A 26,937-nucleotide genomic window follows, 5' to 3' on the forward strand; every position below is an offset into this window, starting at 1 on the left:
TCTCTTCGCGGTTGACCTTCGTTGGATTCGTTGCGCATGCAAGCTGTATAATAGGGAGGTGGCCGCGTCTTGAAGCATTCAAGCCGCCCCGAATTCAATCGCTATCGGAGGTTTGCCGCTCCATGAACAATTTTGAATTGTACAACCCCACGAAGCTGGTGTTCGGCAAGGATACGGTCTCGAAGCTGGGATCGCTGGTCGAGCCTTACGGGAAAAAAATTCTGCTCGTCTACGGCGGCGGCAGCATCAAAAAGTCGGGGCTATACGACCGCGTGCTGTCCGAGCTCGCGGCGATCGGCGCGACCGTGCATGAGCTGCCGGGCGTCGAGCCCAATCCGCGCCTGTCCACGGTACATAAAGGCGTCGATATCGTCCGCGCCGAAGGGATCGAATTCATCCTCGCCGTCGGCGGCGGCAGCGTCATCGACGCGGCCAAGGCGGTGGCGGCGGGCGCGAAGTACGCGGGCGATCCGTGGGACTTCACGATCGGCAAGGCCAGGATCGAGGACGCGCTGCCGCTCGGCACGGTGCTGACGCTGGCGGCGACGGGCTCCGAGATGAACGGCAATGCCGTCATCTCCAATTGGGAGACCAAGCAGAAGCGCGGTTTGGGGAGCAAGCTGGTCTATCCTCGTTTCTCCATTCTGGATCCGCAGCTGACCTACTCGGTGCCGCGGGACCAGACCGTGAACGGCATCGTGGATATCATGTCGCACGTGTTCGAGCAGTACTTCACGCTGACCGACGGCGTGCCGCTTCAATCCCGCTTCGCGGAGTCCGTTCTGCTGACGGTCATCGAGAACGGCGAGAAGGCGCTCGCCAACGGCGAAGACTACGAGGCGCGCGCGAACCTGCTGCTGGCAGGCACTTATGCGCTGAACGGCACATTGCCTAACGGTGTCGTCACCGACTGGGCGACCCACGGCATCGAGCACGAGGTCAGCGCCATTTACGACATCGCGCACGGCGCGGGTCTCGCGATCATTTTCCCGAACTGGATGAAGTACGTGTACGATGCCAAGCCCGAGCGATTCGCCCAGTTCGCCGAGCGCGTATGGGGCATCGATCCGGCCGGCAAGTCGTCGGAGGAGCTCGCGCTCGCCGGCATTCAGGCGACCCGCGACTACTTCACGCGCATCGGCGCGCCGGCTACGCTCGGCGAGCTCGGCATCGGCGCCGAACAGCTGGATCGCATGGCGGACGAAGCGGTGCAGTTCGGACCGATCGGCTCCTTCAAGAAGCTCGAGAAGGCGGACGTGAAACGAATTCTCGAGATGAGTCTGTAGGAGGCTTCGGCATGGCGTTGAAGTGGGACGGACATACGCATACGAAATTTTGTTATCATGGCAGTCCGGCGGAATCGGAGGCCTACCTGGACCGGGCGATCGAGCTGGGCTTCGCCAGATACACGCTGAGCGAGCATCCGCCGCTGCCGGACCGGTACGTGGACGATCCGAAGCTGATGGCGGAGCTCGCAATGCCCGAGCGCGAGCTGCCTGAGTATATGGCATACGCAGCCGCTGTCAAAGCGCGCTACGCCGATCGCATCGAGGTTGCCGTCGGCCTCGAGATGGACTACCTGCCCGGCATGACGGACTATTCCGACCGGCTGATCGCGCCTTGGCTCGGCGAGCTGGAGGACATCGTCGTGTCCGTGCATTATTTGCCGGGCAAGGGCGGCATGCGCTGCATCGACTTCACGCCGACGGACTTCGCGGACGCGTTCCTGGACCACTACGGCTCCATGGATGCGGTAGCGGAAGCCTATTACGATGCGGTAGAAGGGGCGATCGCCTGGGCATCGACGCTGCCCGGATCGATTCGCAGGCGCATCGGCCACGTCAACCTGATCCGCAAGTTCCAGCGCGAGCTGCCGCCGATGAACGCGGAGCGGGCGCGGGCGCGGCTTGAGGCGCTGCTGCCCAAGCTGAAGGCTGCTGGTGTCGGTCTGGACGTGAACGTTTCGGGCTTCCGCAAGCCCACCTGCGGCGAGGCGTACGTGCCGGAGTGGCTCATCGACCGCTGCATCGCCGAGGGCATCGAGCTGGTGTACGGTTCGGATACGCACAAGCCGGCTGAGGTCGGCGCCGATTGGGATTGGTTCGAGCGGGCGATCGCTCAGGGCGGCGCACGTTGAGAAAGCTGGGAAACAGAAGAAGACGCGAATCCACTGGATCGCGTCTTTTTTCATATCGTACACTCCGCCTCGCAGCGAGATTTCACGCCATTACTCGATCCCACTTCATTAGCACGGTCTGCCTTCTTGCAAATAAGTGTTCAAAATGGCGTCGCAGTTCGAATAAGACGCTGGCTGATCGCAACTCCGTTGGACAATATTCGATAGGGGGTTCGCCAATCCTTTTCTTTCCGTAATGTGTTTTTCAAACCATTTGTAAACTATGTGTAAAGTATAATGACGTACAATGATAAACTTTGTCCTGTTTCGCCATTCTCTTATTTACAAGTGAAAGGTATATAAACTATATTGAAGAAAGGAAAACATATGTAACATTTTGGTTTTTACATTTGTTCACACCTTGGCTTGTTTGCTTAAGCATCTGATCAGCGATGTCGGCTGATGGCTGAAAGGGGCGCTGCGATGACCGCAACGAATCGTAAATAAACCGTTACCCGATGGCTTTTGGCGAGGCGCTCGGATAACGGTTCGTCGACCCGCACTTGGACAGGGTTTATTTCCTGTTGCGCGCAAAGTCTTTTTTAATTTACCGGATGAAGGAATTTATTTCAAGTTGATCCCCGCGAACGATGGCAACTAATCGTAATATTTCAGGAGGTCTCCCATGACCAATCGCATCAGATATACGAAAAAGTGGCCGGCAGCCGCGATGGCCCTAATCATGCTGTTCTCGCTGCTTGTTCAAATGGTTGGCGTTCAGCCGGCCGCGGCCGCAGGCCCTGCTAAAATTGCCGCATGGAACTGGAGTTTTGCATCCGGCTCGCCCAAAGCGTCTTCTTTTGAAGCGACCTCCGGCACACTGGCCAGTGGGGCCGTTCTCCAGTTAAGCGGAGGTAGGCAGGCTACGCCGAGTTCGGCAACGCTTTACACCGATGGTTGGTCTTCCCCGACGCTGGGTTATTGGGAAGCCTCCGTCCAAACGTTGGGCTATTCAGGTATCTCAGTATCGTCCAAGCAGTACGGGACAAATACCGGACCGCGCGATTTTAAGCTCCAATACAGCGTGAACGGCGGAGAATTCAAGGACGCTTCGGAAGTTTACGCCGTTACCAGTTCCCTGCCTTCTGAAGCTAGGGAAGTGGTTCTGCCCGCCGAGGCAGACAATCAGTCTGATCTGAAGATTCGCTGGGTAAACGCAACAAGCGTATCCGTGAACGGCGGAACCGTCGCGCAATCGAATGGCAACGGCAGAATTGCCGACATCGTCGTCTCCGGCACCCCGATCTCGGGCGGCGGCGAAACGCCGGTCGAAACGACGGCCGCGCCTATTGCCGGCAAGCTCTCGCTCGCTGAAGATCTGCAGACACTCTCCGGCGCAGCGGGCGCTGTGTCCGTGAATGCTTCGGTATACGTATACTCCGACGCCACTACGCTGATCGATTCGACGGTGGCCGACGGCAGCGGCGCATTCAGCATGACGGTGAACAATTCGTCGGGCAAGACGTCGCTGCTCGTATCCGCCGTTGAAGCAGGCAAAGCGGAGAGCGCCAAGGTTAGCGTTTCTGCTCCTGTTACGACAACTCCCGTTTCCTCCAAGATTACTTATAAAGATTACAAGACCGTGACGGGACTTCCGGGTGCCGTATCCGCCGGCGCATCTGTCTACGCGCTCCTGGCCGACGGCACGACGGCAGTCGGCGACACGACGGCCGCTTCGGACGGTTCTTTCGGACTGACATTTTCTCCCGTACTTACTGCGGAGAAGCTGACGATCGTCGCCAAGTCCGCGGGCAAGCTGCTCAGTGCGGCCATAACGGTCAACCGCACCAGCTCGACTTCGACCCTGGTTAATGCCGGCGATGTCGTGTTCAGCCAGGTTATGGTGAACGGCGGTGGGGCGGGTATTTTCAAAAATCGTTTCTTCGAGCTTTATAACCGCACCGACAGCGACATCGACCTCTCCGGTTGGGTCGTAGCTTACTCCTCTTCCGGCACCTCGAGCTTCTCGGCGACCAGCAATCAGATGCCGATCAGCGGCGTGATCAAGGCGCATAGCTATTTCCTTGTAATGGGCTCGACTTCGACCAGCGCTACGGCGCCGGCGCTGCCGGTTGCTGCAGACTCCGATGCCACTTCGGGGACGACCCTCAACACTTCCGGCGCCAGCTCGGCGGGCACGGGCGGCGTCATCGGCCTGATCCAGAAGAGCGGCGTCGCGGTCACGACCCCGACGGACGCCAACCTGGTCGACCTGCTCGCCTACGCCAACGCGGACTCGGTCTTCGCGGGCAAGACGATGTACTGGGGCGCGCCGTTCATTGCGACGGATATCGCAAACGGCGTCATCATCCGCAAGTCGGCGGCATGTACGGACCCGCGCGCGGCGTTTGGCATCGCAGGCGTTTGCTACACCAAGGACGCTTCCAAAGACTTCACGACGTGGGTGCCTAAGGCTGCGGCCAATCCGGCCGAGATTGTCGTAAAGAACAGCGCCTATAAAGGCCAGCCTGCAGCGGATAAAATCGTCTTCAACGGCACGACCGGGTTGGCGGGAGCGGCAGGCGCAGTTGTAGCCGGCTCCACCGTTCGCGCATATACGTTAAGCGGCGGCGTTCTCTCTTCCGCGGGCAGCACGACTGCAGGCGCGGACGGCGCCTTCAGCCTGTCCGTCACGAATCCGGGCGGCGAGAAAAGCGTTTATGTCACGCACGCTTATGCCGGCACCGAGAGCGTCTATACGCGGGTCAACGCTGCGGGCTACACGCCTGACCCGCTGACGATCGCCGACGCGAAGATCGTCGACAGCCGCGGACTCCCGGTGCATACGGGCGAGCACGCCGAGTTGACGGGCGTCGTCACGGTGGGCAACGGCGTGCTCGGCGCCTCTCCGACGCATTACTACATCCAGGACGAAGAGGGTGCAGTAAACGTGATCGGCGCAGCCGCTCCCGCCGCGCCGGTCGCGCTCGGCACGAAGGTCAAGGTGACCGGCACGATCGCGTTCGCCGGCGGCGCGACGCAGCTGCTAGCCGACAGCGCCGCAGCGCTCGGGGCCGACGTTCTCCCGGCGCCGGTCTCAGTCGACGCGGCGAAGATCAATGCCGCCACGACGGCCGAGCCACTTGAAGGCAAGCTGATCTCGTTTAAAGGCAAAGTCACGAACATCCCGATCTCTGATTCCGACGTCAGCCTGACCGTGACAGATGCGGCGGGCAATACGGCGGTCGTACAGCTTCTCAAGTCGACGGGCATTTCCGCGGCTGCCGCCGTCGCGCTGAACGAGACCTTCACGTTCACGGGCATTTTGGCACAGTCGGATCTGGTGTCGCCGTACGACAGCGGCTACAAGCTGCTGCCGCGTAGCATTGCGGACATCAAGGGCGAGCTGCAGCTGGCGTATACGCCACCCGCCAAGCTTTACACGGGGATGGACCTGTCCTTCGACGCGATGGCCAAGTTCGCTGACGCCGTTACCCTTTTCTACAAGGGCGCCGAGGGCGACGCTTATACGTCCGTGCCTCTGACGACGGCCGACCAACTGAGCTACAACGGCAAGATCACGCAAGCGAACGTGCCGCAGTCGGGCAAGCTGTACTTCTACGTCAAGGCGGTATCCGGCGCCGACAGCGTCACTTCCGGATCGGCGGCAGAGCCTTACGTCGTCGATATAGTCGAGGACCTCGACGGACCTGCGGTCACGAACCTGAAGCCGGCCGAAGGCGATAGGATCGAGACCCAGCATCCCGTTATCTCGGCTACGCTGTCCGATCCGAACGGCATCGCGACCGGTACCGTCAGCCTGAAGATCGATGGAACGGATTATACGTCTTCGGCGGTCGTTAACCCCGGCAGCGTCGAGCTGACGCTGACTTCGGCGCAGGACCTGGCGATCGGTGATCACGAGGTCGCGATTGCGGTCAAGGACAATCTCGGCAATACCACGGTAAAAAAGTGGACCTTCACCATCGAGGCGCGGTTCACCGGCGGCAATCATTATTACGGCACGACGCACAATCATACGAATATTTCCCATGATGCCGCGGGCACGCCGCAGCAGGCGCTGGACGATGCCAAGTACTACGGCTACGACTGGTTCGCCTTCTCCGACCACTCGCACGACATCGACGCTTCGATCCGCGGCACGGACGCGGATACGGCCTCGCACGGCGGCATGCCGGAGCGCAAGGGCGGCTCCGACTGGGCGCTGACGAAGCAGATCTCGGCGGATAACACGAAGGACGGAGAATTCGTCGTTTTCCCGGCGTTCGAGATGACTTCGACGACTTGGGGACACTCCAACGTATTCGGCACGGAGAACTTCATCGACCGGATACAGGACGGCGGCAAGTATCAAAATTTGAGCCAATATTACGCTTGGGTGCTGACGTACGACGACGTCGTTGCGCAGTTCAACCATGCGAACGCGCCGACGGGCGCATTCAACAGCTTCCTGCCTTACGATAAAAAAGTGGACAAGCTGTTCACCATGTTCGAAGTGGGCAACGGTTCGGGCAAGTACTCCTACACAAACATGGAAGACATCTACTTCAGCGCGCTCGACAAGGGCTGGCATATCGCGCCGACCTACGGCGAGGACAATCATGATGCGACCTGGGGCAAAACGAAGCGGCGCACGGTTATCGTCGCGAAGGATCTGACGATGGACTCGCTCATGGATGCCATGAAAAAAATGCGCGTGTACATGACGGAGGACCCGAATGCCAAACTGGACGCGACCGCGAACGGCTGGTATATGGGTTCGACCGTGGACAGCAAGACGCTGTCGTTCGACATCTCGGGCAGCGACGACGTGCAGGAAGACAAATCGGACCCGCATTACGCGTATATGACGACGGCGACCAACGACAATGTCGCCAAGGTCGACCTGATCACCAACGGCGGCACCATCGCCGAAACTTACAAGCCGTCCTCGGCCTCGACTTCGTTTAACTGGAAGCCGACCGTGACGGTGGCTGGCGGACAGCAATGGTTTATCGTGCGCGTGACGCAAGCGGACGGCGATCAGATCTACTCGGCGCCGTTCTGGTCCGAAGAAGTGCCGATCGCCGTCAAAGTAAGCAGCGTAGAAGCAGCTGACGGCGCGATCGTCGGCGGCAATTCAGCCACGCTGAACGCGATCCTCAGCAATCAGGGCACGGAGGACGTCTCGGGGATTACGGCGACGTTCTATGTGGACAAGCAGGATGCCGAGCATCTCATCGGCACGGCTTCGATCGAGGCGCTCGCGAGCAGCCAGTCCGCGACGGCAAGCGTCGTGTGGGCAACGCCGCCGGTCGGCGAGCACAAGTTGATTGTCACGCTGAAGACGGCGGATCAGGAGCTAAGCACCTACGAGAAAGCCTTGTCCATCAAGGCTCCGCTCGGGAAAACCATTTTAATCGACGCTTCCAAAAACAATGAAAACACGACGAAGGATACGGGCACGTACAAGGACAACTTGAAATCCTTCACCAAGCAGATGAGGCTTGAAGGCTATACCGTCGCTGAAAATGCGAACGCAATTACGAGCGCGGCGCTCGGCGGCGTATCGATTCTCTACATTTCGCATCCGTCCTCGGCTTACGGATCGTCGGAGATCGACGCAATCAAAGCGTTCGTCGAAGCCGGCGGCTCGCTCTGGCTCGCGGACAAGAGTAATTTCAGCGGCTCAAACCAAAACCTCAACCCGCTCTTGTCGGCGATCGGCTCGTCGATTCTGATCAACAACGACGGTATCGCGGACGAAACGGCGTACGGCAACTTCTGGGGCACGCCGCTCACCTCCAACTATTCCGTGCGCCTGCACCCGGCGCCTGTAGCCAGCTACGTGACCGACTTCGTGTCGACGCTGGAGTATTACAGCGGCTCGAGCTTGGCCAAAAATGACGGCGCAGGCAACAAGGTTCCGCTCGCGGGCAGCGATACCGTCACGATTTTGGCGCGAGGCAACGACTCGACGTTCCAAATCTCGGCGCAGATGAAGTCCGATACGGCGACTTACAACGTGTCGACCTCGCCGGCACCGGCGAATCTGACCGGCGGCGCCGTCATCCCGGCCGTCGCGAGCGAGCAGCTCGGGGCCGGACGTATCATCGTTTCGGGCATGAACGTATTTAACGACAAGCAGATGGACGAGAGCTATAACGATAAAGGAAACAACGAGCTCGCCATGAACGCGATGAACTGGCTTGCTCACCGCGAGACGATCGTCACTGCGATCGGCGATGCGCGCAAGCTTGCCGAAGGCTCGGAAGTCGTCGTCCAAGGCACCGTAACCAGCGCGGCAGGCGTATTCTTTGACGCCTTCTATCTGGAGGACGCGACCGGCGGCATCATGGCGTTTAATGAGGTTCCGGAAAATGCGCTGAAGCTTGGAGACGTCGTTCGGGTATACGGTCACGTCAAAGTGTTCGAGAACAATCTCGAGCTCGAATTTGACGGCTTCGAAAAGAGCGTCGTCAAGGTGAGCGCAGGCGCGCCGAAGGAGCCAACCCAGGTGTCGACGGCGGCTTCAGTATCTTCGGATAACCAGGGACGATTGGTAAAAGTGACAGGTGCGGTAACGGAAATTCCGGACAACACCTCTTACGTCATCGACGACGGATCGGGACCGGTGCTCGTGTTCGCAGACGGTTATATCATCAATCAAAGCGGACCGCTCCCGGTTCTGCAGATCGGCGATAAGCTCGAAGCGGTCGGCATGTCCGGCGGGTATTCCGGCGGCCTGCGGATTCGCGTGCGGAATACGACGGAGCTTAAAAAGGTGGACGCGACGGCGGCGGAGATCGCGGCCGACATCACAAGCATCGAGGCACCTGAAAAGGATGCGACGCAGCTCGTGCTGCCGACGGTGCCAAGCGGATTTACGGTCGCGATCAAGAGCAGCGACTCTGCGGTCATCGGCACGGACGGCAAAATCGTGCCGCCAGCTGCCGAGACGACGGTGAAACTGATCTTGACGGTCACGCGCACGTCGGATGCGACGACAGCGGACACGGGCGAGATCAGCGTGATCGTGCCGGCGAAGAGCGAGGAGCCGCCGGTCGAAAAGACGGCGGCGGAAATCGCAGCCGGTATCACCAGCATTACGGCGCCGGTGAAGGACGCGACGCAGCTCGTGCTACCGATGGTGCCGAGCGGATTTACGGTCGCGATTAAGAACAGCGACTCCGCGGTCATCGGCACGGACGGCAAAATCGTGCCGCCAGCAGCGGAGACGACGGTGAAGCTGATTCTGACGGTCACACGCACGTCGGATGCAACGACAGCGGACACGGGCGAGATCAGCGTGGTTGTGCCGGCGAAGACGGAAACTTCGTCGACGCCTCCGCCATCGACATCGACTCCGCCGCCGTCGTCATCGACGCCGACACCATCGCCAACGCCGACACCGACGCCAGCCGGTACGGTAACGATTTCGAAAGACAGCATCAAGCTGGACAGCGGCCGGGCAAGCGTGGAACTGGCTGCAGGCACGACCGATGTCAAGCTGAACGCCGACGCACTGGCGGCGATCGGGAATAGCGCGCTTGTACTGAACAAAGGTGGCTTGTCGGTGCAACTGCCATCCGTCTTGCTGACGCAGCTCCTGGCTCAACTGCCGGCTGGCGCGCGCGCGGATGCGAGCATTGAGCTGCAAATGATCCCTGTCAGCGCGTTCGATACGGAAGCGACGATCGGGAAAAACGCTCAAAACGGCAGAAGCACGATCAGGCTAGCGGGAGAAGCGTACGAATTCAGCTTAAAAGCAAACGGTTCTGACGGCACGACGACGACGATGAGTCAATTCAGTACGCCGATTACGCTCAGCCTAGCAGCGAATGGCGCCACGGATCCGGGTTTTACGGGCGTGTACTACATCAGCGACGATGGCAAGCTGGAGTATGTCGGAGGTACGATCGCGAACGGCGTATGGACCGTCAATGTCCGTCACTTCAGCAAATACGCGGTGCTGGAGGTCAAGCGTTCATTCGCCGACGTGACCGCTACGTTCTGGGCGTCCCGCGCGATCGCTTCGCTCGCGGCCAAGCAGATCGTCTCCGGCGTGACGGATACGACGTTCGAACCGGGCCGCACCGTCACCCGGGCCGAGTTCACCAAGCTGCTCGTCGAGACGCTCGGGCTGACGGAACCAGGCGCGATTTCCTTTAAGGACGTCGCTTCGAATGCCTGGTACGCCCAATATGTCGCGATCGCAGTGAATGCCGGTCTCGTATCCGGCAAAAGCGCGGACATTTTTGACCCGAAGCGACGCATCACGCGCGAAGAAATGGCCGTGATGCTCGTGAAGGCTTACAAGACGCTCCACGCGAGTGCAGCAACATCTGGCGTTGCAGCAGCCGTATTCTCCGACGACGGCAGCATCGCCCCATGGGCGAAGGCCGACGTCGATACGGCAACCGCGCTTGGCTTGCTCAAGGGACGCGCTGCCGGCACGTTTGCGCCGAAAGGCACGGCAACGCGCGCGGAAGCCGCGCAAGCAATCTTTAATCTGATCGAAATGAAATAAAACATGCGCTTCGGGACCGGACGCCACGCGACGTGGCGTCCTGCTCCGGGCCGTACGAACTTCGAACAATAGGTTCATAGAGGCATGCAGCGCTATGAACCTATTTTTGGACGTTGGTAAGACGTACGAAGAACCGACGCCGAGGAGGCCCCAAACAGATGAGCAAACGAAGAGCAGGCCGGAGAAGCGCCTGGATCGCCGCGATCGCCTTGTTCGCTATGCTGCCGTTCGGCGGCGCAGCCTCCGCGCATGCCTACAGCGCGGGCTATTCGACGCTGACGATCGCGAAGTCGGAGATCCGGCTGGAATATGCCATCGACGAGCTGTCCGTGATCGAGTGGGCCGGCGGAGACGCGAATGACGACAAGATGCTCGATCAGGCGGAGTTCGAGGCGGTGAAGGATTCCTTTGCAGCCATACTGGAGAAGCATCTCGCGCTCAAGACCGGCGGCACCGAGCTGCCATGGTCGAGCATTGAAAACTATCGGCTAGAACGGAAAGGGGATGCGTCCGACGTCATTCTGGATCTCATATACCCCGCGTTGTCCGAAGACGGCACCATCTCGCTGTCGGACAAGCTGTACGTCGACGACCAGAAAACGAATTACGTCGACCTGCTGACGGTTAACTACGGATCGAGCCAGAGTACCGCGGCGCTGTCGGGCAAGGACCGAACCTGGTCTCTTCGAATGACGGACGAGGAGTATGCGTCGCTTCCCGCGGACCTGCAGCAGCAGACAACGCAAAGCGCCGAACAGGCGGAACCGGATTCTGCCGCAAATGCCCCGGTGCCGGAGGAAGGCGCAGCAGCCCATGGCACGGGCACCGCAACGTCGGGCTGGTTCAGCTTTTTCAAGCTGGGGATGAATCATATTTTAGGCGGATACGATCATCTCCTCTTCCTGTTCTCGCTCATCATCGCCCGGCAAACCTTCAAGCAGTATGCGGCCATGATTACGGCCTTCACCGTTGCGCACAGCATTACGCTCACGCTGACGGTGCTCGGATGGATCTCCGTGCCGGGCAGCATCGTTGAGCCGCTGATCGCGCTCAGCATCTGCTATGTGGCCGTCGACAATATGCTCCGCGCCAATGTGCGCTACCGCTGGGTGCTGACTTTTCTTTTCGGCTTGGTTCACGGCATGGGATTTGCGGACATTCTCGTCGAAATGAATTTGCCGCGAGCCAGCCTCGGCGTCGATCTGGCAAGCTTCAATCTCGGTATCGAAGCGGTGCAACTGGGCCTGATCGCCATCTGTCTGCCGCTGCTATACGCGCTGCATCGGTACAGACACGAAAAAAGAATCGTTTACGCGGCGTCGAGTCTGGCGCTGCTGCTCGGCGGCATCTGGCTGTTCGAGCGTACGTTCGGTTGATCGACGAATCGCGTTAGGAGGAGAACCCGCTTGAATGTAACGACAGCCGCAGCACGCAAACTGTGAGCATGGCAGAATCGCATGACTTTATGAGGTGAACGAATGATCCTATATATAGGATGCTACTTGTTTATCGTGCTATCTTCCGCTTGGGCGATCCGGACCTCCTGCAACGGCAATAAGCTGGGGTGGTTGACGGCTGCGCTGGCCGGCGCGATCTCGGGCTGCCTCGCCATATTGGCGCTGGACGGCGGTTGTAGAATTGAACGCGGCCAGCTTTAATCCGCTTCATATCGACTTTCAGCCGGATGTCATGATCAAGCTCGTCGTCTCGGTAAGCGACGGCGTTGCTGCGTCCGGCCTCGATTTCGAGTGCGAGCGCTTGGCCTGCGGGCTTCTTTGCATAAAGGAGACAACGTTTTTCTGCTGAATAAACCGAAGCCGGGCACCTTCGATTTCCATGCGGGAAGTCACGACGGAACGTTTGCCGTAGGGGACGGAGCCTACGAGCCTGGCACCGTCGGTTGAACTGAACACCGGGAATGGATTATGATGGTTCCAAATCCCGGACGGAGTGTTGCGCATGAATCCAGAGACAGGCGGCGACCGACTGGCCCGCATGATCGATACGGCGAAGATGTATTACGAACTGAATTACAGCCAGCAGGAGATTGCCGAGCGGCTAGGGATCTCGCGGCCGACTGTGTCCCGCTTTCTTCAGCAGGCGAAGGACGAAGGCTACGTCCGCATTCAGATCGTCGACCCGCGCGAGAGCAACGACTCGCTCGCTTGCGGGCTGGAGCGCAAGTTCAAGCTGCGCAAGGCGGTTATCGTGCCCGTGCCTCAATACGAAGACAACGTCGTTAAAAAGTACATCGGCGAAGCGGCCGCCGCATACTTGCACGAAACGCTGGAGGACGGCGACACGATTGGCGTGACCTGGGGCACGACGCTCTACGAGGTGGCTTGCCGCCTGCGGGACCGGCAGCTCAAGGACGTGCGGGTTGTGCAGCTTAACGGCGGCGTCAGCCATTCGGAGACGAACACGTATGCTTACGAGATCGTCCAGCTGTTCGGCAAAGCCTTTCACACGGTACCGTATTTCATCCATCTGCCCGCCATCGTCGACCATGCGATCGTGCGTCACACGATCGAGGCGGACCGGCACATCGGCAGAATACTGGAGCTCGGCCGGCGCGCGAACGTAGCCGTGATCACCGTCGGTTCGCCGACCGACGATTCGGTGCTGATCAAGGCGAACTATTTTACGGAAAACGACCTGGCGTTGATCAAGGAGCGAGGCGCCGGCGACCTGTGCTCTCGTTACATCGATCGCGAAGGCAAGCTCTGCTCGGAGGAGTTGAACCAGCGGACGATCGGGATCGAACTCGACGATCTGAGGCACAAGGAGCGCTCGGTGCTCGTTGCGGGCGGGCGCAAGAAGGCCGAGGGCATTTACGGCGCTTTGCGAGGCGAATACGCCAATGTGCTGATTACGGATCAGTATACGGCCCAATACTTGTTGGAGAGATAATAGGAAGGAGATGGACTGACATGACGACGAATGCGACAAACGGGACAAACCCTTCTTCCGAATCGCTGGCCGCCTATATTGACCATACCGCGCTCAAGCCGGAAACAAGCCGCGACGATATCGTTCGACTGTGCGAGGAAGCGAAGCAGCACCGGTTCGCGACTGTCTGCGTAAACCCGTATTGGGTTAAGACGGCGGCTGGCCTGCTTGCCGGATCCGGCGTAGGGACCACGACGGTGATTGGCTTCCCGCTGGGAGCGACCAGCACCTTTGCGAAAGTGGCGGAAGCCCGGGACGCGATCGCCGCGGGCGCGAACGAGATCGACATGGTGCTCAATGTCGGCGCGCTGAAGTCCGGGCTATACGAGGATGTTCAAAAAGACATCGCGCGCGTAGCCGAGGCTTGCGAAGACGCGGCGGTGCTTAAGGTCATTCTTGAGACGGGCCTGCTGTCCGATGAGGAAAAGGTAAAAGCATGCGAGCTCTGCGTCGCCGCCGGCGCGGACTTCGTCAAGACGTCGACGGGCTTTGGACCGGGCGGCGCGACGGCGGACGATATCGCCTTGATGCGGCGCACCGTAGGACCGGATCTCGGCGTGAAGGCGTCCGGCGGCGTTCGCGATGCCGCGACCGCGCGCGCGATGATCGCGGCCGGCGCCACGCGCATCGGCGCGAGCGCCAGCGTTGCGATCGTATCCGGCGGCAAGGGCGAAGGATACTGAGATTGCGGCTAACGGGCAGGCTTCGATTCGCAGAGCGTTAGGATAAGACACGGAATCACCGTCTTGCGGCGGATGAATTCCGTGTTTTTTGTTTCCTTTTTTTCCTCTTGAATGGTAATAATAAATAAGAACACCAGTTCTATTTCTGGAAGGATTGCTGCATCCGTGTGTTCGATTTAAGTCGGAATAGGGGATGGACGGAATGCGGCAAACAGTTATACTGAGAGAAGACAAGGAAATTTATTCGCCTCGGACCTATGTAGATTTAAAGGCGGATTTTGCGTTTAAACGCATGTTCGGACAGCCGGACGGCGAAGCTGTGTTGGTTGCCTTCCTGAATGCTCTGCTGGGCGTGGCGAATACGGAGACGAAAATTACGTCGGCGAGCATTTTGAACACGGATCTTGAGCGGGAGCACGAAGGGGACAAAAAGGCTGTACTTGATCTTTTGGCACGGAAGGATCGGGGCGACTTAACCCACGTCGAGATACAAGTAACGGGCAGTCCGCATCTGGGTAGGCGGCAGCTCTATTACTGGAGCCGGATCTATGCTAAGCAGATGGAAAAAGGAAGGCCATATTCAGATTTGCGCCGCACAATATCCATTCTTATTTCGAATGTGGACGTGCTGCCTCAGACCGAGCGATATCACAGCGTGTTCGGACTTTACGAAAAACAGGAGCATTTCCCGCTCACCGACGTAATTGAGCTGCATGTCATCGAACTGCAGAAGCTGCTTCGACGGGCTGCGAAAAGCGAAGCGGATCCGTGGACCGAACCGGAGATACGATGGCTGCTGCTGCTTGGTGCAGTGCAGGGCGGGGAAGTGCAATCGAAGCTGATGGAAAAACTGGAGGCGATCGCGATGAGCGGGGATTTGGAGCTGCTGGAGGCGTTCGGGCGATGGGAGGACATGAGCCGCGACCCGAAGGTATGGGCCAAGTACGAGATGTGGCACAAGGCGATGATGGACGATGCGGCCTACAAGGCGGAGATGGAACAGTTGTTGACAGCACAGGCGCGGTGGGAGTCGGAAACCAAGAGCCTGAAGTCGGAAACCGAGAGCCTGAAGTCAGAAAAGGAACAGATGCATGCCCGGCTGCTGGAATCGGGTCGGACGCTGCTGCTTAACGGCATGGATGCAACCGAAGTTGCGCGCCTGACAGGCTTGTCGCCGGAAGAGCTGGAAGCCTAATTTGTTAGGATCGTTTGTTATAGCGTCATTCGACAGGCTGCTGAAGCAAGGCAGCCTTTTTGCTGTGTTGCGCCAGCGGCTATTTCTCTGTTTCAACCTATACCCCGTTGTCGGACCCAGGATCCGCTATTTATCGGACTTATCCACTTACTCGATACCCAACGGACCGTACGACCGCTAACTAGCTCAAAACAACCGCCAATGCCCCGTTTTATCTCAAATAGCGTCGCCTCAGTCCGCAATGATTGCCATCTGCCCGCATCCGATGCAAATAGAGGCTTCTCGGTCCGTCCAAAACGGGAATCACTAATATACGGATTCATTGCCTGCCCCAACCTCCCCGTTCAAACATAGACGTCCAGCCCAGCCTGCATATACAATGGCATCAGGCCGCTTTCGTGTGCGTTATTACGCAAATCGTGCGTCGTCCCACGGACATTCCGCAAACGCATACACGGGGACGAGGCCGATCCGCCATACTGGAGGAGCCGATAGACGACGGGGGGGCCCGCATTGAAGCTTCATCTAACGAATCCGCTGACGAGAATGAAGGTCAAGCAGCAGCTGATTCTGTTGTTTCTGCTGCTGGTCAGTCCCGTGTTCGCGCTGAACTGGTACGCCAACGCGAGAGCCGAGGACATTCTGAAGCAGCATGTGACGAGCGCGTATGCGGAGCTGAACAAGCAGAACCTCGCGCTCATGAACCGTGACATGGACACGGTCAGCCGTGTCATGACGACGCTCATCCAGCATTCGCTCATTCAATCGCTGAACCCGATGAGCGGTGAGACCGCCGACCGGGTACGGCAGTACGCGGATGCCGATAAGCTGCTTTCCTCCTATTCGATGGGAATGAACGGTGGCGAAGCCGTCTATTATTACTTGTACGCCTACGATCCGAACAACCGGTACGAATTCGCGCCGACACCTTCTTCGAAGTTCAAGGCAGTGGGCGGCGTATACTTTTATAACGATAAGCAGAAGCCCGAATGGATCGACGAAATTCTGAGCAAACGGGGCAAAGGCTACCTTCGCATCATGAACGATCTGGGCTCTTCCTCCAGACCGGATACGCTTGCTTACGTGCGCGCCGTATACAGTACGAGCCAGGGCAATCAGGTCGTGGGCGTGCTGGTCGCCACGAACATCAACCGCAAGCTGGTCGAGTCGATGCGGACGGTCTCGCTGCCCGACAAGGGCGAGATTTACCTGACCGATTACGAAAACAGAGTGCTGGCGTCTTCGGTCGGCCCTATCGGAGATCGACTCTCGCTGCCGGCGGAGATGGAAGCGGGGGACGACTTCGAGGGTCAGTCCAACGTCATTACGGACGGTTATATTTACGTGCAGAGCTATCAATATCTCGCCCAGCAGAAGCTCATTTACAAGATTCCGACGCGCTCGCTGCTCCAGCAGCAGAACGAGCTGAAGTTCGTCATCCAGCTGATCTCCATCGTCTACTTCGTCTTTTGCATCGTCGTGATGGCGTATTTCTGGCGTTCTCTTCTGACGCCGCTTCAGCGTCTCGCCGTATTCACGCGGTCGTACGTGCCGGGGAAAAAGGTGCCCGAGCAGGCGGCGATCGATCGCAACGACGAGGTGGGGGTGCTCATGCACTCGGTTTACGGGATGGCAGGAAGGCTCAACTCGCTCATCGAGGACCGTTACCTGCTGGAGATCAAGCAGAAGGAGTCGCAGCTGCAGCTGCTCTACCAGCAGATCAATCCGCACCTGCTTTACAATACGCTAGAGAGCATTTACTGGAAAAGCACGCTTGAGGGGCAATCCGAGTCCGGCGAGATGATCAAGGAGCTGGCGCAATTGATGCGGATCGGGCTGAGCCGCGGACGCGACCTGATCACGCTCGAGGAGGAGCTGGCGCACGCGAAGGCGTATACGAGCCTGCAGCAGAAACGCTACGAGTACGGTTTTTCCGTAGCCTGGGAGATCGACGAGCGGACGCTAGCCAATCCGATCCCGAAAATCGTCATTCAGCCGTTGATCGAAAACGCAATTCTCCATGGTGTGCGTTATATGGGCGAGGATGGAGAAATCAGGGTCATTGCGAGGCTGACCGAAGATCGCGTGGAGATCAGCGTCGAAGACAACGGCTACAAGGAAACCGACTACGAGGCGATCGGACGTATGCTCGAAGATAAAGAGGGGATCGAGGGAGCGGGCTACGGTATCCGCAATGTGCAGCAGCGCATTCGCTTGCAGTTCGGCGCCGACTACGGCTTGACTTACAGGCCCCGCAAGGGCGGGGGGACGGTCGCACGCATCGTGCTGCCGGTCCAGCACGAACAATAAAGGGGGACTCATGATGTACAACATATTGATCGTCGACGACGAACCGCTCATCTGCAAAGGTCTCGGCAACCTGCTGCAATCGTCGGGATTGAACATCAAGGAAATTTTCACGGCGGGCAGCGGTCACGAGGCGCTCGATTATTTGCGGATGGAAGATATCGATCTTCTGGTCACGGACATCCAGATGGGCGCAATGAACGGCATCGAGCTCATGCACCAGGCCAAGATCATCAAGCCTTGGGTGCAGGCGATCGTCATTTCCGCGCACGAGACGTTTCAGTATGCGCAGCTCGCGATCAAGCTGGGCGCCAAGGATTACATCATCAAGCCGATTAAAAGCGAGCAATTCCTCGACTCCGTGCGCGAGGTGCTGCTTCATATGGATAAGCCGGCGCCGGCGGAGAACGATTTGCTGTCCCAGCTGCGCGAGCATTTTCGGATGGATACGCCGGCGCAGCCGCGCACGGATCGCCTGAACGCCGTCTTGTCGGGCGTCGCCGATATGCCCGAAGAAGCGGAGCTGGCCGCGCTGGAGCTCACGGGTCCCTATTTCGCCGTCATCAAGGTCAAGCTTGATCCCGACCACGAGCAATCCGGCCACCGCTACGGCGAGGGCGACGAAGCGCTGCTTCAATATGCCGCGCTGAACATTGTGAACGAGCTGCTGGGCAAAGATTGGCGCTATGACGCCTTTTATACGCCCGGACTAGAGGTCACCGTGCTGATCCAATGGGACGATGAGAGCTTCGGCGACTCCAGCGTCGACAAGATCAACCAGCTCGAGCTGATCGGACGCAGCCTGCAACATAACATTTTCAAGTATCTGAATCTGCCCTGCGTCGTCGGCATCAGCCAGATTCTCAAGGGAGCCGCCTTCCTGCCGGCGCTCGGCGAACAGGCCCGCAAGGCGATTTTGTGGAATCGCGAGCACAAGGACCATCATGTGTTTTACTATGGGGACTTCAAGTGGAGCCTGTTCGGCAAGGAGCCGACCGAGGAAGAGTGGACGGAGCAGAACAATCAGATCGTGGAAAAGGCAATGGCCTACATTCAGCAAAATTTTGCGCAAAAAGGTCTGACGCTTCATGAGGTGGCACAGCGGAATCACGTCAGTCCGAACTATTTAAGCTACCTGTTCAAGAAAAATACCGGCTTCAACCTGTGGGAGTATGTCATCAAGCTCCGTATGGAGGAGAGCAAGCGCCTGCTGCAGCAGACCGATCTGCGCCGCTACGAGATCGCCGAGCGGGTAGGCTACGAATCGCCGGAACATTTTAGCAAAATATTCAAGAAATACTACGGAATCTCGCCGAGCGAGCTGAAGAAGTAAGATCACTCACGATCCGAATAGATACGCACATATTCAGCGGGGGGCCCTTTTTCTAAAATAAGGAGGAGGCACACAAAGAAAGAGGGAGACCGTATGAATCAGACAACCGCCGTAGCCAGTCCGCTTGGCGCGGAAGCGACCAAGTCACGGGGCCGATGGAGGAAGCACTTCTGGGGCTATGCCTTCGTGCTGCCGGCCGTCGTGATTTTCCTGCTGTTCCTGTGGCTGCCGATCGTCAAGGGGATCGTGTTCAGCTTCTACCACATCGACTTCGTGAAGGGCAATTCCTACGTCGGACTCGACAATTACAAGCTGATCTTCAAGGACCCGGACGTCGGGACCGCCGTGAAGAACACCTTGTACTATATGTTTTTGTGTATCGTCATCGGATTTTGGGTGCCGATCCTGTTCGCCATCTCGATCTCCGAGCTGAGGCGCTTTCAGGGTTTCGCGCGGATCGCGGCCTATCTGCCTTACGTCGTGCCGGTCGTCGTGCTTTACGGTCTGTGGCGCTGGCTGTACGATCCGGTCGGCCCGTTCAACGCGGCGCTCGAAAAGGTGGGCATCGAACCGATCAGCTTCATGACCGACAAGAGCTGGTCGATGATCTCGATCGTCATCATGGAGACATGGCAGCAGTTCGGATCCGCGATGCTCATCTACCTCGCTGCCATCCTAAGCATTCCCCGCGACTGGTACGAGGCTGCCGAGATCGACGGGGCCGGCGTCTGGCGACGCATCTGGCACATCACGCTGCCGGCGATCCGCAATCAGATCGGCCTGCTGCTCCTGCTGCAGCTGATCGGCACCTCCCAGGGCTACCAATCGCAGCTCGCCATGCTCGACGGAGGCCCGAACAACGCCACGCTGACCTATGCGCTCTATATCGTCAAGTATGCGTTCAACAGCTTTAATTACGGCGTCGCTTCCGCCCTCGGGGTGCTCATGTTCCTCGTTCTCGGCGTGCTGGCCGTCATCCAGCACCGGCTGTCAGCCAGAGGAGGGAATGCGGCATGAAAAACGCGGAACGCGGCATCGTTTCCAGTTACGATATGAAGAAGCCGCTGAACAAAGCGGTATACATCCTGATGTGCGTCGTCGTCGCCGTCATGTGCGTCAGCATGCTGTATCCGATCGCGACCGCCTTGTTCAACGGGCTCAAGGCCAATGTCGAAGTGAACTCCTTTCCGCCGCACTTCCTGCCGCAGGAATGGCATTTCGACAATTACAAGAAGGGCTGGGGCTTTATCGACCTCCCGCTATATTTGAGGAATACGATGCTGATCTTCGTCGGCAATATGGTCGTCACCGTCGTCGTCATCGGGTTCGCGGCGTTCAGCCTGTCGCGGCTGGATTGGCCGTACCGCAAGGCTGTCTACTATTTTTTCCTGGCGACGCTGTTCATCCCGCCGACGACGTATATCATCCCTAACTTCATCAACCTGCGCGATTTGCATCTGATGAACACATTCTGGGCGTTCTGGCTGCCGGCCGGGGCCAATGCGTTTTACCTGCTGCTGCTTAAGAGCTTCTTCGACGGCATCAACCAGGAGCTGTTCGAGGCGTTCCGCGTCGACGGCGCATCCGAGCCGCGCGTCTTCTGGCAGCTCGCCTTCCCGCTGTCCGTGCCGATTTTTGCGACGCTGGCCATTTTCGTCTTCGCCACGTCCTGGAACGACTGGTTCTGGCCGAGCATGGTCATGGGCGGAGAGCATTACCCGCTCGCGACCGCGATCAAGAAGTTCGTCATCGACGCGCGTCGGCTCGACCTCAATATCCGCTTCGCCATCCTGACGATGATCATGATCCCGCCGATCGTAATCTTCCTGGTGTTCCAGCGCTTCATCGTGCGAGGTCTGCATCTGGGCGGGGTCAAAGGCTAACGGGGCAACGAGTCGAAAAGTATGTGTTTATACGGAAAGTGTGCGGTTCTACGGTTCCGCAATGTGCGATATTACGCACCTCGCCGGATCGTAAACCTGCACACGATCGAAGTAGGAATGCACATCGCCCTGATGCAAACGCCTCCATTATGATGAGCGTGTAACCATTTTATACCTATCGAAAAGGGGAGTTACCATGCGCAAGACTTCAATAACCCTGGCCACGCTGGCCGCCTCGGCACTGCTGCTGTCCGCTTGCGGCGGCAATAACAACAACAATGCTTCGAGTTCCTCGTCCGCCGCGCCGGCTTCGTCCTCGGCCGCGCCTTCCACGGAAGCCAGCGGCAGCCCGAGCGCCGCGCCCGCCGATGACCTTACGCAAAAGAAAGTGACGATCAGCATCTACTACCCGACGCCGGACCTCGTGGAGAAGCGCGCGCTCGAAGACGACAAGATCAAGCGTTTCAACGAAGTTTATCCGAACGTCACGATCGTCAAGAGCGACTGGCAGTACAACCCCAACGAGATCGGCATGAAGATGGGCGCTGGCGAAGCGCCGACCCTGTTCAACACGTACGCCACCGAAGGCAAGTTCCTCGCCGAAAAAGGCTGGGCGGCCGACATTACGGACCTGTTCAACGCCTACCAATATAAGGACCAGATGAACCCGATCCTCCAGGATCAATTCATTCTCGGCGACAAAGTATACGGCATCGCGCAGCAGGGCTACGTGACCGGCACCGTCGTCAACAAGAAGCTGCTTGATGACAAGGGCGTGGCCGTACCGTCCTACGACTGGACGTGGGACGACATGCTGAAGACGGCGCAGGGCGTCGCCGATCCGGGCAAGGGCATCGCGGGCATCGCGCCGATGGGCAAGGGCAACGAGGCCGGCTGGAACTGGACCAACTTCCTGTTCGAAGCGGGCGGCGAGATCCAGAACGTCGCGGACGGCAAGGTTACTTCGGCGTTCAATAGCGACGCAGGCGTTAAAGCGATGGACTTCTACAACAAGCTGGCATGGGAAGCCAAGGCGATTCCGAAGGATTGGGCGCTCGGATGGGGCGATGCCGTAGGCGCATTCGCGCAAGGACGCACGGCCATGGTCATCGCAGGTCCGGACGGTCCCGTCGACCAGGCGTTGAATCAAGGCGGCATGAAGCCGGAGGATGTGCTCGTGTACCCGATGCCGGCAGCCCAAGCAGGCGGCAAGCACACCGGCGTACTCGGCGGCGACTTCCTCGTCATCAACCCGAACGCCACCAAGGATGAGCAGGCGATCGCGTTCCAATACGCCGTGTTCGACTACTTCTCCGACAAAGGCCTCGCTTCCGTCGAAGAGAACATCCAGGCGCGCAAGAAGGACAACAAGTACTTCATTCCGCCGGTCATCCAGTACTTCAAGGACGACTCCGAATACGGCAAAAAGGTCCGCGACGTCTACGCCAAGTACGACAACGTCTACCAATACAACGCGGATTCCCAGGCGCTGCTCGACGGCAAGCCGGAAGCGCAGTACAACACGCAGGACTACTACGCCACGATGACCAACGTCATCCAGGAAGTGTTCTCCAAGAAGGGCACCGATGTCAAAGCTCAGCTTGACGCCGCTGCCAAGACGATGCAATCCAAGTTCTACGACGCCATCAAGCCTGAATAATTCGTTGAAAGAAGCGCCGTGCGGGCTCTGGCTCGCGCGGCGTTTTCTTATGTAGCTACTCAAGAGACGGCTCACCGTGTGTTGCGGAAGTAATCCCGGTTGGAAATAAATGAACGAGCTCAGGCCGACGGTCTGCCGCCGAAGTCTCGGTCAGGAACAAACGAACCCGCCCACCTTGTCTTCCGCCACCGAAGTCTCGGTCAGGAACAAGCTAGCCATTTTGCGCCGTAGTACCGCCTTTGATGTTCTGGTTTAGGAACAAACTAGCTAACTAGCATCGGCGCTCCGCCATCAAAGTCTCAGTCAGGAACAAACTAGCCATCTTGCGCCGTAGTACCGCCTTTGAAGTCCTGAATAGGAACAAACTAGCTAACTCGTGCCGACAAACTGCCGCCGAAGTCTCGATCAGGAACAAACGAACCCGCCCACCTTGTCTTCCGCCACCGAAGTCTTGGTTAGGAACAAACTAGCTAACTAGCATCGGCGCTCCGCCGTCAAAGTCTCAGTCAGGAACAAACTAGCTAACTCACACCGGCGGTCTGCCGCCGAGGTCTCGGTTAGGAACAAAAACCTTCTATGACGTCGCTCCCCCTCCAATTCTGGTCACATCTGATTTCTATACAGTCTCGGCAGCACAGCGTAACTTGTTATCCGTCCGCTTGGCGATCGGTTTGATTTAACGAATCCTTTGGCGTCAAGCGCTTGCAATCCTATGAAGGCAGCTTGATGGCCTATTTTGAGCGCGGACATGACCTCTCTGATTTTAATTGTATTTCTCTGCTTGCCGCACCAATGCAGAATGGCACGTTCATGCAGGCTGATCTCCGCAGAGGTTGCTCCCAAGTTGCCGTATCCCCAAGCCGCCATCGCAACTAGTAGCGTTTGCTGGCAACGTTTAGGTTTCTCCAACATATCGTCTCTACTAAAACGTAGTATGTGCCAGCCGTCGATGAGGAGGAGATTTTGCCGTTCCAGATTATCCGCGAATCGATATCGGTTAACATCTCTTAAATGAGTTCCGAAAGCGTCCGACTCCACGAACATCCCCCTATATGCGCCAGGCGGTATGTAAGCATTGTCAACGAATCGAATGACTCCATTATAGTCAGCCACTTCGTATTCGGGATGGATATAATTGAGATTGCCCACGGCTGGCCACCATACATTCTTAAGCGCCAACTTTTCATTGTATCTGTCGACGTCCTTCAATCTCCTTTTTCTCTCGCCTTTGCTGCTACGAATCGCCTTTGCCAGCATTTCTTGATACGCGGCCTCGAACAAGCGGTCTGCCATCATTAATTCCTCCCTCGGTAACAAAATAAAAAAGCCGCCCGTCCGAATGACTTCGGAGCAGACGGCCTGTGCTTCAGGCTGACATTTGATTGCTTATGTTATTAACATATATGAATTTTCCCAAATACACAAGAGACAGGAATTTCAGCCCAGGCTTGAGTGAGGGAGTTCCTGACCGAGACTTCTGCGGCAGAATGGCGCGGAAAATAGTCGAGTTAGTTTCTAGCCGAGACTTCTGCGACTGAGAGGCGTGGAGAGCGGCTGGTTAGTTCCTGACCGAGACTTCTGTGGCAGAATGGTGCGGTAAATAGTCGAGTTAGTTTCTAACTGAGACTACGGCGGCAGAAAGAAGGTAAGCATGTTCACTCGCTCAATTCCGTAATCCTGCGCATACATTGCGTAGCCCCGCTTATTACGCTCCCGCACGGCGTTTGCTAAGATGGAGCAATCTTAATAGGCAGAGGGGTTACGGCGCATGTTGACTAGCGAAGAGATTCATCCCGATCATCAAGGTCCGGGCAAGGACCCGTATAAGCACTCGCTCAGCCGGATCGGTAACCTGACCGGCGCCGCACGGTTGGAAGACGGAGCCGTTATTCTTTACGGCGACAACGCGAATCTGGCGGTCGTCCCCGTGGCGCCGGGCATTTTAAGACTCAAAGTCTTTTTCGGCGAAAACGCTCCCGATCTCGGTACGACGCCCGCCATCTTGCCGCTAGCCGGACCTGGAGACAGCGTGTTGACCGAAGACGAGGAAGCTTACACGATCGCTTCGCCGGGCCTGCGGGCGGTCGCCGTCAAGTCTCCTTTCGGCGTCAAGGTCTATGACGACCGCGGCGGGCTGCTGGCCAACCTGTTCGGCATCGAATGGAACGAGAAGCGGGCGCAGACGGCGCTGCTGGCGATGGACGATCAATCTCACTTTTACGGGCTCGGCGAGAAGACGGGCTTTCTCGATAAAAAAGGCGAGCGCTACGAAATGTGGAACAGCGACGTATACGCGCCGCATGTGCCGGATATCGAGGCGCTGTACCAGTCCATCCCGTGGAGCATTCATTTCCGTTACGGCGCTCCTGCTTACGGCGCGTTGCTGGACAACCCGGGCCGGACCGCATTCGATATGCGCACCCGCGCGGACCGCTATCAGATCTCGGCGGAGAAAGGCGCGCTGGATCTCTACATCGTCCAGGGACCGACGCTCAAGGATATCGTCCGCAACCTCACGGCGCTCACCGGGCGCATGCCGCTGCCGCCGAAGTGGTCGATCGGCTATCAGCAGTCCCGCTACAGCTATATGAGCCAGGATGAAGTGCTGCAGGTGGCGCGGACCTTCAGGAAAAAGAAGATTCCTTGCGACGTGCTGTACCTGGACATTCATTATATGGACGAGTACCGCGTGTTCACCTGGGATCCCGTGGCGTTCCCGCGTCCGCTGGAGATGATGCGCGAGCTTGAGGCGCTTGGCTTCAACCTGGTTCCGATCGTCGATCCGGGGGTGAAAAAGGACCCCTCGTATCCCGTCTATCGGCAGGGCGTCCACAACGGGTACTTTTGCCGCAAGCTCGAGGGCGAGATCTTCATTGGTCCGGTGTGGCCGGGTCCGAGCGCGTTTCCGGACTTTACGGACGACGGCGCAGCAGCTTGGTGGGGGGATCTTCACGTTCATTACGCGAGCCACGGCATCAAAGGCATCTGGAACGATATGAACGAACCGTCCGTCTTCAACGATTCCAAGACGATGGACCTTGATGTCGTTCACGCCAACAATGGCGATCCCAGGACGCACGGCGAGCTGCACAATTTGTACGGCATGCTGATGTCGAAGGCGACGCAGGAAGGCATGAAGCGTCACCTGAACGGCGAGCGGCCCTTTGTTCTGACGCGTGCGGGCTATGCGGGCATCCAGCGATATGCGACCGTATGGACGGGCGACAACCGGGCTTATTGGGAGCATCTAGCGATGAGCATTCCGATGGTGCTTAATCTGGGCTTGTCGGGCGTCGCGTTCGCGGGACCGGATATCGGCGGCTTCTCGCATCATACGACGGGCGAGCTGCTGGCGCGATGGACGCAGGTTGGCGCGTTCACTCCATTCTGCCGCAATCACAGCGCCATCGATACGATCCGGCAAGAACCGTGGCTGTTCGGGGAAAAGGTGGAAGACATCTGCCGCAGCTATATCGGTCTGCGATATCGGCTCATGCCGACGCTGTATTCGTTGTTCTACGAGGCGTCCGAATCGGGACTCCCGATCGTGCGGCCGCTGCTCATGGAATATCCGGACGATGCGAACGTATATAACCTGTGCGATCAGTTCCTTTTCGGTCCAGACCTGCTGATCGCACCCATCTTGCGTCCCGGCACGTTCTCGCGTGCCGTCTACTTGCCGGCAGGCATCTGGTTCGATTACTGGACGGGCGAGCGTCACGAAGGCGGCCGTTGGATCTTGGCTCATGCGCCACTCGAGACGATGCCGATGTACATCCGCGCGGGCGGGATCCTTGCCGAGCAGCCGCTCGCGATGTATGCGGACGACGCAGCCGCGCAGTCAGAGCCGCTCGCGCTGACCGTATTTGCGGGAGAAGACGGTCGATTCCGTCTATATGAAGACGATGGCAGGACATACGCCTATGAGCAAGGGTCGTATCGGCTTCGCGAATTCAGCTGGTCGGAGCAAAAAGGCGCTGGCACGCTGCGCTGCGAGCTGGCGCACGACGGCTTGCCGCACGACCGCGAGGCGGAGGAGGCGGGCTCGGCTGTCGCCAAGCAGACGCTTCGGATTGTCGTACGGCAGATGCCTTCGGCGCCTGCGCAGGCGATCTCCTCTGGCGCTTCGCTGCGCGAATGGACATACGACATCGAATCCCGGCAGCTTCGCGCTGTCGTCGAAGACGTGGCGGGCAGCTTCGAGCTGCGGTTTTTCTAAAAAAATACGACTTCGCACAAAGCATTCGGCGGCACGTTCGCTCGATCACACAAATAAACGTT

General features: G+C 58.2%; 15 protein-coding genes. 14 read left to right on the forward strand and 1 reads right to left on the reverse strand.

What is annotated here, in order from left to right:
* The first annotated feature begins 122 nt into the window (after positions 1 to 122).
* From KB449_RS03530 to KB449_RS03590, 13 genes are all read left to right on the forward strand, one after another.
* Entirely contained in the window at positions 123 to 1,286 is a 1,164-nt protein-coding gene (locus tag KB449_RS03530) for an iron-containing alcohol dehydrogenase (RefSeq protein ID WP_282907044.1), read from the forward strand.
* An 11-nt stretch (positions 1,287 to 1,297) separates the two neighbouring features.
* Positions 1,298 to 2,137: a histidinol-phosphatase HisJ gene (hisJ, locus tag KB449_RS03535; protein WP_282907045.1), complete on the forward strand. Its 840-nt coding sequence runs from the start codon at positions 1,298 to 1,300 to the stop codon at positions 2,135 to 2,137.
* A gap of 664 nt (positions 2,138 to 2,801) precedes the next feature.
* Positions 2,802 to 10,646: an S-layer homology domain-containing protein gene (locus tag KB449_RS03540; protein ID WP_282907046.1), complete on the forward strand. Its 7,845-nt coding sequence runs from the start codon at positions 2,802 to 2,804 to the stop codon at positions 10,644 to 10,646.
* A gap of 158 nt (positions 10,647 to 10,804) precedes the next feature.
* Positions 10,805 to 12,022: a HupE/UreJ family protein gene (locus KB449_RS03545; protein ID WP_282907047.1), complete on the forward strand. Its 1,218-nt coding sequence runs from the start codon at positions 10,805 to 10,807 to the stop codon at positions 12,020 to 12,022.
* Positions 12,023 to 12,124: 102 nt separating this feature from the next.
* A complete protein-coding gene (locus KB449_RS03550) occupies positions 12,125 to 12,304 on the forward strand; it encodes a hypothetical protein (protein ID WP_282907048.1) in 180 nt (59 codons plus the stop codon).
* Positions 12,305 to 12,605: 301 nt separating this feature from the next.
* Positions 12,606 to 13,556 (forward strand): DNA-binding transcriptional repressor DeoR, encoded by a 951-nt coding sequence (deoR, locus tag KB449_RS03555; protein WP_282907049.1) that lies wholly within the window; start codon positions 12,606 to 12,608, stop codon positions 13,554 to 13,556.
* 20 nt (positions 13,557 to 13,576) lie between these two features.
* Positions 13,577 to 14,278, forward strand: a complete 702-nt coding sequence (gene deoC / locus KB449_RS03560) for a deoxyribose-phosphate aldolase (protein ID WP_282907050.1) — start codon at positions 13,577 to 13,579, stop codon at positions 14,276 to 14,278.
* A gap of 202 nt (positions 14,279 to 14,480) precedes the next feature.
* The gene (locus KB449_RS03565) at positions 14,481 to 15,473 is read left to right on the forward strand and encodes an Rpn family recombination-promoting nuclease/putative transposase (RefSeq protein WP_282907051.1); all 993 of its coding nucleotides are present in this window, start codon (positions 14,481 to 14,483) and stop codon (positions 15,471 to 15,473) included.
* 513 nt (positions 15,474 to 15,986) lie between these two features.
* Positions 15,987 to 17,783 carry a sensor histidine kinase gene (locus KB449_RS03570; protein WP_282907052.1) on the forward strand — a complete coding sequence of 599 codons (1,797 nt, stop codon included), beginning with the start codon at positions 15,987 to 15,989 and terminating at the stop codon, positions 17,781 to 17,783.
* A gap of 13 nt (positions 17,784 to 17,796) precedes the next feature.
* Entirely contained in the window at positions 17,797 to 19,113 is a 1,317-nt protein-coding gene (locus tag KB449_RS03575; RefSeq protein ID WP_282907053.1) for a response regulator, read from the forward strand.
* A 93-nt stretch (positions 19,114 to 19,206) separates the two neighbouring features.
* Positions 19,207 to 20,130, forward strand: coding sequence for a carbohydrate ABC transporter permease (locus tag KB449_RS03580; protein ID WP_282907054.1), 924 nt, complete (start codon positions 19,207 to 19,209; stop codon positions 20,128 to 20,130).
* Positions 20,127 to 20,996, forward strand: coding sequence for a carbohydrate ABC transporter permease (locus KB449_RS03585; protein WP_282907055.1), 870 nt, complete (start codon positions 20,127 to 20,129; stop codon positions 20,994 to 20,996). Before KB449_RS03580 ends, KB449_RS03585 begins: the two co-directional genes overlap by 4 nt.
* Before the next feature lie 196 nt (positions 20,997 to 21,192).
* Positions 21,193 to 22,656, forward strand: a complete 1,464-nt coding sequence (locus tag KB449_RS03590; protein WP_282907056.1) for an ABC transporter substrate-binding protein — start codon at positions 21,193 to 21,195, stop codon at positions 22,654 to 22,656.
* 603 nt (positions 22,657 to 23,259) lie between these two features.
* Here the strand turns inward: KB449_RS03590 and KB449_RS03595 are convergent.
* On the reverse strand, positions 23,260 to 23,949 hold the full coding sequence (locus tag KB449_RS03595; protein ID WP_282907057.1) for a hypothetical protein: 690 nt from the start codon (positions 23,947 to 23,949) through the stop codon (positions 23,260 to 23,262).
* A gap of 475 nt (positions 23,950 to 24,424) precedes the next feature.
* Here KB449_RS03595 and KB449_RS03600 point away from each other — a divergent pair, with 475 nt between their 5' ends.
* A complete protein-coding gene (locus KB449_RS03600) occupies positions 24,425 to 26,875 on the forward strand; it encodes a glycoside hydrolase family 31 protein (RefSeq protein ID WP_282907058.1) in 2,451 nt (816 codons plus the stop codon).
* Positions 26,876 to 26,937 lie beyond the last annotated feature (62 nt).

The sequence above is a fragment of the Cohnella hashimotonis genome (genome assembly GCF_030014955.1).
Classification (GTDB): Bacteria; Bacillota; Bacilli; order Paenibacillales; family Paenibacillaceae; genus Cohnella; species Cohnella hashimotonis.